The organism is Komagataeibacter europaeus, assembly GCF_002173515.1.
In the GTDB taxonomy this organism is placed as follows: Bacteria; Pseudomonadota; Alphaproteobacteria; order Acetobacterales; family Acetobacteraceae; genus Komagataeibacter; species Komagataeibacter europaeus.
Genome location: NZ_CP021467.1, coordinates 3,177,211 through 3,190,497 on the forward strand (window position 1 = coordinate 3,177,211; position 13,287 = coordinate 3,190,497).

11 protein-coding genes are annotated in these 13,287 nt (G+C 63.2%); 10 read left to right on the forward strand and 1 reads right to left on the reverse strand.

Features of this window, described 5'->3' with window-relative positions; genetic code table 11:
• Positions 1-153: 153 nt before the first annotated feature.
• The 10 genes from S101446_RS14645 (at position 154) to S101446_RS17785 (ending at position 11,910) form a co-directional block, all read left to right on the forward strand.
• Positions 154-2,007 (forward strand): M3 family oligoendopeptidase, encoded by a 1,854-nt coding sequence (locus S101446_RS14645; protein ID WP_087608661.1) that lies wholly within the window; start codon positions 154-156, stop codon positions 2,005-2,007.
• A complete protein-coding gene (locus S101446_RS14650) occupies positions 1,988-3,379 on the forward strand; it encodes an ABC1 kinase family protein (RefSeq protein ID WP_010507702.1) in 1,392 nt (463 codons plus the stop codon). The genes S101446_RS14645 and S101446_RS14650 overlap by 20 nt, the downstream gene beginning before the upstream one ends.
• 70 nt (positions 3,380-3,449) lie before the next feature.
• Positions 3,450-5,696 carry an excinuclease ABC subunit UvrB gene (gene uvrB / locus S101446_RS14655; protein WP_087608662.1) on the forward strand — a complete coding sequence of 749 codons (2,247 nt, stop codon included), beginning with the start codon at positions 3,450-3,452 and terminating at the stop codon, positions 5,694-5,696.
• Between the two features lie 46 nt (positions 5,697-5,742).
• Entirely contained in the window at positions 5,743-6,639 is an 897-nt protein-coding gene (locus S101446_RS14660) for an aldose 1-epimerase (protein ID WP_087608663.1), read from the forward strand.
• Positions 6,633-7,169, forward strand: coding sequence for a transcription elongation factor GreB (greB, locus tag S101446_RS14665; RefSeq protein ID WP_048849332.1), 537 nt, complete (start codon positions 6,633-6,635; stop codon positions 7,167-7,169). Before S101446_RS14660 ends, greB begins: the two co-directional genes overlap by 7 nt.
• A gap of 112 nt (positions 7,170-7,281) precedes the next feature.
• Complete coding sequence (gene gshB / locus S101446_RS14670) at positions 7,282-8,292, forward strand: glutathione synthase (RefSeq protein WP_087608664.1); 1,011 nt, start codon at positions 7,282-7,284, stop codon at positions 8,290-8,292.
• Between the two features lie 224 nt (positions 8,293-8,516).
• Positions 8,517-9,230, forward strand: coding sequence for a class I SAM-dependent methyltransferase (locus S101446_RS14675; RefSeq protein WP_010507696.1), 714 nt, complete (start codon positions 8,517-8,519; stop codon positions 9,228-9,230).
• A gap of 171 nt (positions 9,231-9,401) precedes the next feature.
• Positions 9,402-10,766, forward strand: coding sequence for a cbb3-type cytochrome c oxidase subunit I (locus tag S101446_RS14680; protein ID WP_244184284.1), 1,365 nt, complete (start codon positions 9,402-9,404; stop codon positions 10,764-10,766).
• Between the two features lie 2 nt (positions 10,767-10,768).
• Positions 10,769-11,728: a heme o synthase gene (locus S101446_RS14685; protein WP_087608666.1), complete on the forward strand. Its 960-nt coding sequence runs from the start codon at positions 10,769-10,771 to the stop codon at positions 11,726-11,728.
• 35 nt (positions 11,729-11,763) lie between these two features.
• On the forward strand, positions 11,764-11,910 hold the full coding sequence (locus S101446_RS17785) for a hypothetical protein (RefSeq protein WP_010507692.1): 147 nt from the start codon (positions 11,764-11,766) through the stop codon (positions 11,908-11,910).
• A 230-nt stretch (positions 11,911-12,140) separates the two neighbouring features.
• Here the strand turns inward: S101446_RS17785 and S101446_RS14690 are convergent, their stop codons facing one another.
• Positions 12,141-13,115 carry a Tim44 domain-containing protein gene (locus S101446_RS14690; protein ID WP_087608667.1) on the reverse strand — a complete coding sequence of 325 codons (975 nt, stop codon included), beginning with the start codon at positions 13,113-13,115 and terminating at the stop codon, positions 12,141-12,143.
• Positions 13,116-13,287: the final 172 nt, after the last annotated feature.

A 13,287-nucleotide genomic window follows, 5' to 3' on the forward strand; every position in this document is an offset into this window, starting at 1 on the left:
GGCAGGAATGTCCGGCCCCATCTGTATTCAGGGCAGAATATCGACGGGCGGGGTCGCGCGTCGCGCCGGGACGCACTAGATTCACGACATGGGAATCGCGTCGCAGGCGCATGTGCGCAGGCTTCGCCCGATCTGATGGTTGGTGCTCGATCTATGTCCAAAGCGTATTTTTCCGCCCCCCGGGCCGGTGCAGCCGGTCTTTCCCCCGTGCATGGGGATGCAGGCCAGTCATCAGGCGGCGCATCCGCACTGGCCGGGTTGCCGCGCTGGGACCTGTCAGACCTGTATGACGGGCCGGATTCGCCGCAGCTTGCGACCGACCTCGATCAGGCGGATGAGGACGCGCAGGCGTTCGCGCGCGCGTGGCAGGGGCGGCTGGCCAGTGTGCCGGGTGGTGAACTGGCGCAGGCCATTGCCGAATACCAGCGTATTGACGAAGTGCTGGGCCGGGCGGGATCGTATGCGCAGCTTCTTTTCGCGGCCAATACATCGGATTCCGATGTGGCGCGGTTCGCGCAGTCGGTCAATGAACGGCTGACCGCCATTTCCACGCATCTCCTGTTCTTTACGCTGGAAATCAACCGCATTTCCGATGACGGACTGTCCGCGCAGCTGAGCGATCCGGCGCTTGCGCACTGGGCGCCTTTCCTGCGTGACCTGCGGGTGTTCCGGCCCTACCAGCTGTCTGACGAGGTCGAGGCCGTCCTGCACGAAAAATCCGTCACGGGGGCCGCCGCGTGGAACCGCCTGTTTGACGAGACGATGGCCAGCCTGCGGGTGCGCGTGGGGGGCGAGGACACGACGCTGGGCAATGCGCTGGATACCATGTCCAGCCCTGATCGCACGGTGCGCGAACATGCCGCCCACGCCATTGGCGATGAACTGGGCCGCAACGTGAAGCTGTTTTCGCTGATCACGAACACGCTGGCCAAGGACAAGGCCATCGTGGACGGGCTGCGCCATTACCCGCGCCCGACTTCGGCGCGCAACTGCGCCAACATGGTCGAGGATGACGTGGTCGATGCGCTGGTGCAGGCCGTGACCGAGGCCTATCCCCGCCTGTCGCACCGTTATTATGCGCTCAAGGCCAAGTGGCTGGGGCTGGAAAAGCTGGAATACTGGGACCGTAACGCCCCGCTGACCACGCAGGATGAACCGCTGATCCCGTGGACGGAGGCGACAAAGCAGGTCATGGCCGCGTACGAAGGCTTCGACCCGCGCATGGGCACGGTGGCGAAGCAGTTTTTCGACCATGCCTGGATTGATGCGCCGCCGGTGCCGGGCAAGGCCTCGGGCGCGTTTGCCCACCCTACCGTGCCATCGGTGCATCCCTACCTGCTGCTGAACTATCGTGGGCGCACGCGCGACGTGATGACGCTGGCGCATGAACTGGGCCATGGCGTGCATCAGGTGCTGGCGGGAAAGCAGGGTTACCTTATGTCCAGCACGCCGCTGACACTGGCGGAAACCGCCAGCGTGTTTGGCGAAATGCTGACCTTCCGCGCGCTGCTTGATGCCCAGACCGATCCCGCGCGCCGCAGGCTCATGCTGGCGGCCAAGGTGGAGGACATGCTCAACACCGTCGTACGTCAGATCGCCTTCTACCGCTTCGAGATGCTGGTGCATGAGGAGCGCCGTCGCGGCGAACTGCTGCCCGCACGCATTGGCGAAATCTGGCGCCAGACGCAGGTTGAAAGCCTCGGCCCCGCCTTCAACTTCACGCCAGATTACGATGTGTACTGGACCTATATCCCCCATTTCATCCATTCACCGTTCTATGTGTATGCCTATGCCTTTGGTGATTGCCTGGTAAACGCGCTATATGGGGTGTTCCGGTCCGGTCACCCGGGTTTTCAGGACAAGTACCTCGATATGCTGAAGGCAGGCGGGACGAAGCGGCACCGTGAACTGCTGGCCCCCTTCGGGCTGGACGCGGCGGACCCCGGTTTCTGGCAGAAGGGACTGGATGTGATCGCCGGATTTATTGATGAACTGGAGCGTGTCTGACGTGGCGGATGAACGGAATATCGATAATACCGGCCTGTTTGGTGAATTCCGCCGCATGGTGCGCACGTCCGGGACGGTCGGCGGCATCGCCGCGCGTATCGCCGGGCACAAGATGGGTTTCCGCTCCAACCAGTCCGTCCATGCCGAGGACCTGAAAAGTGTCCTTGGCGGGCTGAAGGGGCCGCTGATGAAGGGCGCGCAGCTTCTGTCCACCATTCCTGGTGCCCTGCCTGAGGAATATGCCAAGGAACTGGCGCAGCTTCAGGCCAATGCGCCGCCAATGGGCTGGAATTTCGTCCGCCGCCGCATGTCCGCCGAACTGGGGCCGAACTGGGAACGTAACTTCCGCTCCTTCAACCGGGAAGCCTCGGCTGCCGCAAGTCTGGGGCAGGTGCATCGCGCCGTGCTGCCCGACGGGCGCGAGGTTGCGTGCAAGCTGCAGTATCCGGACATGAAATCCACCGTCGAATCCGATCTCAAGCAGTTCCGCATGGCGGTGGGGCTGTTCTACAGGCTTGACAGCACGATCTGCCAGGATGACGTGCTGGAGGAACTGCAGGACCGGCTGTACGAGGAACTGGACTACCTGCGTGAAGCCGCGAACATGCGGCTGTATCACCTTATGCTGGCGGAATTCGAGGACATCACCATTCCCCGGCCCGTGGATGCGCTGTGCACCGCGCGCCTTCTGACCATGGAATGGGTCAACGGACGCGGCATCCAGAAAGTGCTGGACACCAACCCCACGCAGGAGGAGCGCAACCGCATGGCGCGCGCCCTGTTCCGCGCGTGGTATGCGCCACTGTACCGGTATGGCGTCATTCATGGCGACCCGCACATGGGCAACTTCACCGTGCGTGACGACTACGGCATCAACCTGCTGGATTTCGGCGCGATCCGGATTTTCCCCTCCCGCTTCGTGCAGGGCATCATCGACCTGCACCGCGCGATCGAGACGGATGACGAGGAACTGGCGATGCATGCCTATGAGGCATGGGGCTTCACCAACCTGTCGCTTGATACGGTGCGTGTGCTGAACGAATGGGCGCGTTTCATCTATGGCCCGCTGCTGGATAACCGGGAACGGTTCATTCAGGAAGACAACGACCCGCAATATGGCCGTGCCGTGGCCGAACGCGTCTATAATGGCCTGAAGCGTACCGGCGGCGTGCAGCCACCGCGTGAATTCGTGCTGGTGGACCGGTCCGCCGTGGGGCTGGGCAGCGTGTTCCTGCGCCTGAAGGCCAAGGTGAACTGGCACGAACTGTTCCAGGAACTGGCAGGTGATTTCAACGAGGCCGCACTGGCCCGCAGGCAGGCCGAAGCCCTGCGCACCGCCCGGGTGCCGGCGCCACTCGGGTCACGGAACTGAGGGAAATGGGGACGCCCCGGTCGCACCGGCCTCTTGCGTCGGGGCGGTTGCGTCCCCACTGTCTGTAGCCATGGCAACAGCATCGCGCAGCAAGAAGAAAAAGACGACTGACATCGATCCGGCGGACATGCCTGTCCTGTTCCAGCCCGAACGTCAGCCCGCAAAACCCAAGACCAATAAATTCAGGGTCTATTCCCCCTATGAACCCGCGGGCGACCAGCCAACGGCCATTGCCGAACTGGTCGGCGGCGTGGAGGGGGGCGAACGTGATCAGGTCCTGCTGGGTGTTACCGGGTCGGGCAAGACCTTCACCATGGCCAAGATCATCGAGGCGACGCAGAAGCCGACCCTGGTGCTGGCCCCCAACAAGACACTCGCCGCACAGCTTTATGCGGAAATGAAGCAGTTCTTTCCCGATAACGCAGTCGAGTATTTTGTCAGCTACTACGATTATTACCAGCCCGAGGCCTATGTGCCCCGGTCGGATACGTATATCGAAAAAGACAGCCAGATTAACGAACAGATCGACCGCATGCGCCATGCCGCGACACAGGCGCTGCTGGAACGCAATGATGTCATCATCGTGGCCTCGGTGTCGTGCATCTATGGTATCGGCTCGGTCGAGACCTATTCGCGCATGGTGGTCAAGCTGGAAGTCGGCGGCGAGATTGACCGCGACAGGCTGATCAAGGGACTGGTCGAACTGCAGTACCGCCGCAATGACGCGGCCTTCCAGCGTGGCACCTTCCGTGTGCGGGGCGAAACGATAGATGTCTTTCCCGTGCAGAACGAGGACAGGGCATGGCGCGTCAGCCTGTTTGGCGACGAGATTGACGAGATCATCGAATTCGACCCGCTGACGGGTGAAAAGACCGGCGACCTCGAATCCATCAGCATCTATGCCAACAGCCATTACGTCACCCCGCGGCCGACGCTGACGCAGGCGATGACGGGCATCAAGCAGGAACTGCGCGAGACGCTTGCCCGCTTCACCGAAGAGGGCAAGCTGCTGGAAGCCGAGCGCCTGCAGCAGCGCACCACCTTCGACCTCGAGATGATCGAGACCACGGGCGTGTGCAAGGGGATCGAGAACTATTCACGCTATCTGTCCGGTCGCGCGCCGGGGGAGCCGCCGCCAACCCTGTTTGAATACCTGCCGGAGGATGCGCTGCTGATCGTGGATGAAAGCCACGTGACCGTGCCGCAGATTGGCGGGATGGAACGGGGGGATCATGCGCGTAAATCCGTGCTGGCGGAATTCGGCTTCCGCCTGCCGTCCTGCCTTGATAACCGGCCGCTGACCTTTGCCGAATGGGATTCCTACCGCCCCCAGACCGTGTTCGTCAGCGCCACCCCCGGCCCGTGGGAAATGCGGCGTGTGGACGGCGTGTTCGCCGAACAGGTGATCCGCCCGACCGGCCTGATCGATCCCGTCACCATTGTCCGCCCGGTCGAGCATCAGGTGGATGACCTGCTGGCCGAATGCCGCCAGACCATTGCCGATGGAGGGCGCGTGCTGGTCACGACCCTGACCAAGCGCATGGCCGAGGACCTGACCGAATACATGAATGAAGCAGGCATACGCGTGCGGTACCTGCATTCGGACGTGGATACGCTGGAACGTATCGAGATCATCCGTGACCTGCGGCTGGGCGCATTTGACGTGCTGATCGGCATCAACCTGCTGCGTGAGGGGCTGGATATCCCCGAATGTTCGCTGGTCGCCATTCTGGACGCGGACAAGGAAGGTTTCCTGCGCTCGCGCACGTCGCTGATCCAGACCATCGGCCGTGCCGCGCGTAACGTGGATGGCCGCGTGCTGCTGTATGCCGACAAGATGACCGACAGCCTTGCCTACGCCATCGAGGAAACCGCCCGCAGGCGCGAAAAGCAGAGCCTGTGGAACGAGGAACACGGCATAACCCCCCAGTCGGTGCGCAAGCATATTGGCGAGGCCATATCCTCGGTATTCGAACAGGATTACGTCACCGTCACGCCCACGGCGGATGGCAGCGTGCAGGAAATGGTGGGCAAGGACTACAAGGCCGCCATTGCCGATCTGGAAAAAAAGATGCGTGCGGCTTCGGCCGAACTGGAATTCGAGACGGCGGCCCGCCTGCGCGACGAAATCCGCAGGCTGGAGGCCCTCGAACTGGGCATGGAGCCACCACCCCTGCCGCAGTCCAGCGCGGGTCGTCCCGGTACCAGCCCGAAGGCCATAGCCCGGCGCAACCGTGGCCCGGTGCCGTTGGGTCCGGGTGGCGGTGGCTATGATCCCGATCAGGCGAAGGGAAGGGGAAAGCGGCGTGGACGATAGGACAGGCGGACAGCCCCGGCCCTGTACCGGGCAGCGGGAACGGAGCATGTCCCCCACGCTGGAACTGACCGCGGGCGGCATGCGCCTTGGCCTGCTGCCCGACCTTGGGGGCAGTATCGCGTTCTGGCACAACGGGGCGGGTATGGAATTCCTCCATCCGGTCAGTGACCCGCATCTGGTGGCCCAGCACGGGCGCGCGGTTGCGGGTTATCCGCTGGTGCCGTTTTCCAACCGTGTGGCGGGTGACCATTTCCGTTTCGAAGGGGTGGACTATCATCTTGACCCCAGCTTCGCGGGGGAAAACTGCGCCATCCATGGCAACGGATGGCAGCGCCGGTGGCGAATCGCGCTGCTGTCCGACAGCAGCGCGACCCTTGCCCTCGATCACACCCCGTCTGGCGCCTATGCGGGCCAGTGGCCGTTCAGCTATCGCGCCCAGCTACGCTATGACCTGCATGAAGCGGGGCTGTCGATCGGAATCCTGCTGGAAAACACCGATACGCGCGACCAGCCGGTAGGCATGGGGTTCCATCCCTATTTCCCCCGCCATTCAGGGCTGAAGATAGGGTTTGTCGCCAGCAGCGTATGGACCAACGGGCCGGACCATCTGCCGCTGCTGCGGATCCCGGCGGAAGGGGACTGGTCATTCGCGCATATGCGGGACGCGGGGCATGCGCCGATCGACAACTGCTATGCCGGGTGGTCGGGCAGCGCCTTCCTGCGCTGGCCACGGGCGGGATACGCCCTGACGGTGGAAGGCAGCCCCGAACTGTCCCACCTCGTGCTGTTTACCCCGCCGGGACTGCCCTATATCGGGCTTGAACCGGTCAGCAACATGAATGATGGCTTCAACCGCGGCACCATTGCCGATAGCGGCGTGCGCGTGCTGGCCCCCGGACAGGTGATGGAGGGACATATCCGCATGACGGTGGCACGATGCTGAAAACCCGGCCGCAATCGGCCACGAAACAGGACGGTCCGGCAAAGGGCGGCCTGTCGTGCTATATTACGCCAGGCGGGATCGCCGCCATGCGTGATGAACTGAATGCCCTGCTGCGCGATGAACGCCCGAAGATCGTGGAAATCGTATCATGGGCCGCGGGCAATGGCGACCGGTCGGAAAATGGGGATTACCAGTACGGCAAGCGCCGCCTGCGTGAAATTGACCGCCGCATCCGGTTCCTGACCAAACGCATCGATAACGCCGTTATTGTCGACCCGGCGGCCCAGCCGCAGCGTGACCGCGTGTTTTTTGGCGCGACGGTCACCTATGTCACTGAACGCGATGCAGAACGGACCGTTACTATCCTCGGCGTGGACGAGGCCGACATGGCGGCGGGGCAGGTCAGTCTTGTCTCCCCCGTTGCAAGGGCGCTCATGCGCGCGGGCGTGGGCGATGAGGTCCGCCTGGTCACCCCGCGTGGCGAGGAAATGATCGAGGTCCTCGCCATTTCCTATCCATCCGCGTCATAAGAAGGGGGCTGGCCGTGGGGGCAAAGGCATATTATGACGTTTGTTCCCGGCTGGCCCCGATCCCTGGCGGCCGTCACGAACCGGTCCTGTTCCGCGTGGAGAAAACCCGCCCATGTCTCGCCCCCTGAAGGTTGCTGTCCAGATGGACCCGCTTGGCGGTGTCGATATCAATGGCGATTCCACCTTCGCCATGATGCTGGAGGCGCAGGCCCGGGGATACGAACTGTTTGTCTATCAGGTCGAGGCCCTGAGCCTGAGCGAAGGCCGGACTGCGGCACAGGGCGGTCAGCGCACCGACCGCGTCACCGCCCGCGCCCGTGCGGTCACGGTGCGGCGCAGGGCAGGCGACCATGCGACCTTCGGGCCGGAACAGGTCATCAACCTGGCGGACATGGACGTGGTGCTGATGCGCCAGGACCCGCCATTCGACATGGCCTATATTACCGCGACCCATATTCTTGAACATATCCACGGCATCGGGCCGGGCCGGGCGCTGGTGGTCAACAACCCCGCCGCCGTGCGTAATGCGCCGGAAAAGATCCTGGTCACGCATTACCCCGACCTCATGCCGCCCACGCTGGTGACATGGGATGTGAAGGCGATCCTGGAATTCCGCGCGAAGTGGCGTGACATCATCGTCAAGCCGCTGTTTGGCAACGGGGGCGCGGGTGTTTTCCGCATCCGGGAGGACGATCCCAACCTGAACGCCCTGCTGGAAATGCATTTTGCCCGGTCGCGGGAACCGCTGATGATCCAGCGTTACGAACCCGCCGTGCGCCGGGGGGACAAGCGCATCATCCTGGTTGACGGCGTGCCGGTGGGCGCGATCGACCGCATCCCGGCGGAAGGGGAGACGCGTTCGAACATGCATGTGGGCGGCAGGCCGGTGCGCGCGGAATTGACCGCGCGTGACCGGGAAATCTGTGATGCGATCGGCCCGATGCTGCGCGAACAGGGACTTATTTTTGTCGGAATCGACGTGATTGGTGAATGGTTGACCGAGATCAATGTCACCTCCCCGACCGGCCTGCAGGAAATCGACCGTTTTGACGGTATCAATACCGCGGGCCTGATATGGGATGCGATCGTGTCCCGTCTGGTCACGGGCGGCGTGGACGCGTAGGAATTGGAAAACGGTGTCCGTGGCAGGCACGATGGTCGTGGCTGTCGTGCCATGTGGCATGGCGTCGGGCAGGGATTACGGGCGGTTGCACGGGCCGGATGGCGCGTGGGCAGGTCAGGTGGAATTGTAATGCAGCAGAACGGGACGGATTTGATCATGGCGGATGCAGCACGGAAGCGGGGCGGATGCGCCGTCTTCCATGGCCTTGGCATGGGAGCAGCCTGATGAGTGACGTTCTGCATGATGAGGCTGCCGAGAAAGTCGTGGAAATACCTTCCCCCAAATCCGCGCTGGACGCGGCTGCGGTCAAGGCGGCGTACCGTCGCTGGGCCAGCGTGTATGATGCCGTATTCGGCAGCATTTCGGCCTTCGGGCGCAGGCGTGCGGTCGAAGCCGTCAACAGCCTGCCGGGTTCACGGGTGCTGGAAGTGGGCGTGGGCACGGGCCTGGCGCTGCCGTACTACCGCAAGGACAAGCATATTACCGGCATCGACCTGTCCGGTGACATGCTGGAACGCGCACGCCTGCGCGTAAGGCGGCAGCACCTGTCCAATGTGGACGACCTGCTGGAAATGGATGCCGAGGCAACGAAGTTCGCCGATGGCACGTTCGATATCGCGGTGGCGATGTTCGTGGCATCCGTCGTGCCGCATCCGCGTGCGCTGCTGGCGGAACTCAAGCGCGTGGTCAGGCCGGGCGGGCATATCCTGTTCGTCAACCACTTCCTGGCGCAGGGTGGCGTGCGGCTGGCGGTTGAACGCGGCATGGCGCGGGCATCGCATTCACTGGGATGGCATCCCGATTTCGCCATTGAATCGCTGCTGCCGCCGGCTGACCTGCGGCGCGCGACGTTGCAGCCAGTGCCGCCCGCGGGGCTGTTCACCCTGGTCACGCTGCCGCGTGAAGCGGATAGCTGCGCCAGTCCCATGGTGGCGTAAGCCCCGCAGGGGTTGCCAGCCCTGTCCATGTGACAGGGCTGAAATGACGATTGCGCGACCACAGGAGCGGCCCACAGGGTCGTTTTTGTGTATAAGGCGCGGTATATGATGAAATCATGGTAACGATTGGCCATGCCAGACACCGGCGCATGGCAGCAGGGAGTACATCGTATGCCCACAGGCACACAGTTCGGGGCAGATGCGGTGCGGGAGGCTGGCGGATCCTGTGGCTACAGGACGGTTGGCATGCTGTACCTCGTCATGGCGATCGTGGCTGGAATGGTCGGTGGCCTGCTGGCTGTTGGCCTTCAGGCCGGATTGCTGCCCCAGACGCTGACCGACGCATGGGCCGGGGGTGATATCGCCGGTGCCGCGGGGCGCATCGGTCGCCGCCATGGCATGATGATGGTGTTCTTCTGTGTGCTGCCCGCCCTGTCTGGCGGCTTCGGCAACTGGTTCGTGCCGCTGCTGCTGCGTGCCCGCGCGCTGGCTTTCCCGCGCATGGCGCTGGTGGGGTGGGGACTGGTCGCCGCCAGCTTCGTGGCTGTCCTGGCGGGGCTGTCTCCCGCCGTGCCCGCGCAGGTCTCGCTGCTGGCGCTGATGGTGTGGTGCCTTGGCATGCTGCTGCAGGCCATCAATATGGTGGCCACCGTCCTGAACATGGGGCCGATGGATCAGCGCCTGCGTGACATGCCCATATTCGTATGGGCGCAGGGCCTGACGGCCATGATGGCTGTCATGGTCATGCCGGTGCTGGCGGGTGGGCTGACGCGCATCGTGCTGTCCGGTGGAGACATGTCCGGGCAGATTGACGGCCTGCTGCATGTTTTCGCCGGTCCTGAAATCGCGCTGCTGCTGCTGCCGTCCATCGGGATCGTGTCACAGGTCATTGAAACATTTTCCCGCGCGCCGCTGCAGATGCCGCGCGTGGTACTGGGTGCGCTGGTCGTGATGTCGGTCGGCGGTGGCTCGGTATGGGTGCATGACCTGCTGCATGGTGGCCTGGCGCATATGGCGGCCCCTGCGGTCAGTGTCCAGCTTGGGCTGATTGTCCTGCCGGTGCTGGCGGTTCTGCTGGCATGGGCGCGCACGGTCCGGGCGGGACATGTGCAGGTCTCGGTTCCCATGGAATGGGGGGCAGGGTTCGTGGCGTTGCTGCTGGTGGGATCTGGCATGTCGCTGCTGCCCGGCGGCATGGCGAATGTGCACGCGGCAACGCTGTATGCCGCCATGTTCGCGCTGTTCGCCGGTTTTTATTACTGGATTGGCAAGATGCTGGGCCATGTCGCCCCGGTGGGCGCAAGTCGTGTCCATTTCGGGCTGACGGTAGGGGGAACGATGCTGTCGCTTATGGCGTTCCATGGTCTCCCTGGCGTCATGGGGGCGGTGCTGATGGGGCTGTCAGTCGTGGTGTTTGCCGGGATCGTCGTCCGCGTTGGCATGGAGCCCGGCACGTCACTGCCTGCCAATTACTGGGGACCGGGTGCACGCACCCCTGAATGGCAGACGCCATCCCCCACGCGTGGAGATGCATGAGCATGAGTGGCGCCATCACAACGCCCGACGCGGCTGATACCGCCCCCGTTACCTATGACGCCGCCCGCGTGGGTACGGAAGCCCGTGACTGGCTGGTGCTGCTCAAGCCGCGTGTCATCTCGCTGGTGGTGTTTACCGGGGCGGCGGGCCTGTATATGGCACCAGGGCCGATCAACCCGCTGGTGGCGGCTGTCAGCATCCTGTGCATATGCATGGCGTCAGGTGCGGCTGGTGCGATCAACATGTGGTATGACCGCGATATCGACGCGGTGATGAAGCGTACGGTGACCCGTCCCATTCCCAACGGGCGCGTAAGTCCCGATGCGGCGCTGGGTTATGGGATCGGCCTGTCGGTGGCGTCCGTCATCCTGATGTGGCTGGCCACGAATGCCCTGGCTGCGGGCATCCTTGCATTTTCCATTTTCTTCTATGCCGTCATCTACACCATGTGGCTGAAGCGTTCGACGCCGCAGAACATCGTGATCGGTGGGGCGGCGGGTGCGTTCCCGCCCATGATCGGGTGGGCTGCCGCCACCGGGTCGATGGCGGTGATGCCGGTGGTGATGTTCGGTATCATCTTCCTGTGGACGCCGCCGCATTTCTGGTCGCTGTCGCTGTATGCGTGCAAGGATTACGGTCGGGCCGGTATCCCTATGCTGCCGGTCGTGCGCGGGGCACGGCATACACGGTGGCAGATCCTGTGGTACACGATCATCCTGACCGCCGTGTCGCTGGTGCCGTCTTTCATGCATCTGGCGGGCTGGCTGTACACGGCTGTGGCCAGCGTGCTGGGCGCCGGGTTCATCTGCTGCGCCATCGGTGTGCTGCGTGACAGGCAGGATGCCAGTGGTGTCAGCCTGACCGGCGATGGCCCGGCACGCCGCTCGTTCCGCTATTCGCTGGCTTACCTGTTTTTCCTGTTCCTTGGCCTGCTGGCCGACCATGCCTTTATCGCCCACTGATCGGGCAGTTTTTATCCATACGGGAGTTCGGGCAGATGGATCAGGCAACAGCGGTGCAGGTTACACCACAGATGGAAGCGCAGGAGGCAGCGCGTCGGCACAAGGGGCGCATTCGTGCCGTGGCGATTACGCTTTCGGCACTGGCAGCCATTCTGTATGCGCTCAGCCTTGCGCCTATATGAAGGCGCGTTTCAAAATAACAGACTGATAAAAATGAAAGTTTCTGGTGAAGCTTTCTTGAAAAAAACTTTGGCAAACGTCGCCTTTCGTGAAGGAAGGCAGTAGCCAGAATCTTCATAATGGACGGGGCGTCAGTCTGCTTGCCCTCGTCCGCAGTCCGGTCATGACCGTCATAAAAAAGGCCCGCATTAGGTGATGCGGGCCTTTTCGCCTTCAGATCATGAACCGCAGGTTAGCGGCGCGGCGTCTGCTGGATGGCGGACAGCAGCCATGTACCCGTCCCGGCCGAACGGACAAACGTCCACAGTTCGGTTACGGTGGTGCGGTTGGCCGGATCGCCATCGATCACGCGGCCCGTCATATCAGTGGTGATGTCGATCATGGAATACTGCATGGCGACGGTGGCGTAATCAAAGCCGTTTTCACGCCAGCTTTCCACCAGGTCGCCACGCTCAAACCGGATATCCGACACCACGTTACGTGCGCCACGGCTGGCCAGATCGTTTAGCTGGCTGCTGAAGTAGGACACCATTTCCGGCGTGGCCATGTGCTGCATGGCCCCGACGTTCTGCTGGCTCCATGCCGTCTGGATATTGATCAGCGCCTGCTGGAACGCCTGGTAATCCGCTGCCGTAATGGCGACGCCCACCGGCTGCTGGCCACCACCCTGTGGCACCGGCCCCGCCGCCGGGCGCTGCATGCCGAAGGGTATGGCATTGCCGCCATTGGCGCGGTTGCCAGCAAAACGGCGGATGGCCCAACGGACGATGAAGAAGACCAGCGCCAACTGGATCAGCAGCCCAAGGAAGCCGCTGCCCCCCATGCCGGAACCGAACATGCCGTGCCCGAACATCATGCCAAACAGGCCTGCGCCGATCAGGCCGCCCATGAAGCCATTCATGAACGGATGGCGGGGCCGCGCCATGGCCATGGCACCCGCGCCAAACGGCGCCTGCGCACCATAGCCGGGCGTGGGCTGCGGGCGGGGTGTCATGGTGCGCTGGAACGGGGTCGCGCCAAACGGTGCGGTCTGTGATGGCGCGGGCGCGCTGTAGGTGCGTGAGCCACGGCTACCCATGGAGAAGCCACCACCCGCACGGGCGTCAGCCACATCGGGATGGGCCAGCAGCGGCAGCATGGTCAGGGCCGCGCTGGCAGCAAGGACGATGCTTTTACGCGGCATCTGGCGCGAAGAATTCTGTTTCATCTGGGTCAGGGTATCTGCAATCCTGTGTCGGAACCATCATTATCCTGTGGCCGCCATGATTTCGGGCCACTTGTTACAGATATAGGTAAGCCCGCGCGTCCATAACAGGGGCAACGGGCTTACAGACACATGAAATCACGGAAAGGGCAAGAGACTGCTGGAAACGTCAGTC

What these genes read in the sequence shown, in the direction of transcription:
- S101446_RS14645 (WP_087608661.1), top strand. Translation starts at nt 154, where the DNA reads ATGTCCAAAGCGTATTTTTCCGCCCCCCGGGCCGGTGCAGCCGGTCTT.
- S101446_RS14650 (WP_010507702.1), top strand. Translation starts at nt 1,988, where the DNA reads ATGAACTGGAGCGTGTCTGACGTGGCGGATGAACGGAATATCGATAAT.
- uvrB (WP_087608662.1), top strand. Translation starts at nt 3,450, where the DNA reads ATGGCAACAGCATCGCGCAGCAAGAAGAAAAAGACGACTGACATCGAT.
- S101446_RS14660 (WP_087608663.1), top strand. Translation starts at nt 5,743, where the DNA reads ATGTCCCCCACGCTGGAACTGACCGCGGGCGGCATGCGCCTTGGCCTG.
- greB (WP_048849332.1), top strand. Translation starts at nt 6,633, where the DNA reads ATGCTGAAAACCCGGCCGCAATCGGCCACGAAACAGGACGGTCCGGCA.
- gshB (WP_087608664.1), top strand. Translation starts at nt 7,282, where the DNA reads ATGTCTCGCCCCCTGAAGGTTGCTGTCCAGATGGACCCGCTTGGCGGT.
- S101446_RS14675 (WP_010507696.1), top strand. Translation starts at nt 8,517, where the DNA reads ATGAGTGACGTTCTGCATGATGAGGCTGCCGAGAAAGTCGTGGAAATA.
- S101446_RS14680 (WP_244184284.1), top strand. Translation starts at nt 9,402, where the DNA reads ATGCCCACAGGCACACAGTTCGGGGCAGATGCGGTGCGGGAGGCTGGC.
- S101446_RS14685 (WP_087608666.1), top strand. Translation starts at nt 10,769, where the DNA reads ATGAGTGGCGCCATCACAACGCCCGACGCGGCTGATACCGCCCCCGTT.
- S101446_RS17785 (WP_010507692.1), top strand. Translation starts at nt 11,764, where the DNA reads ATGGATCAGGCAACAGCGGTGCAGGTTACACCACAGATGGAAGCGCAG.
- S101446_RS14690 (WP_087608667.1), bottom strand. Translation starts at nt 13,115, where the DNA reads ATGAAACAGAATTCTTCGCGCCAGATGCCGCGTAAAAGCATCGTCCTT.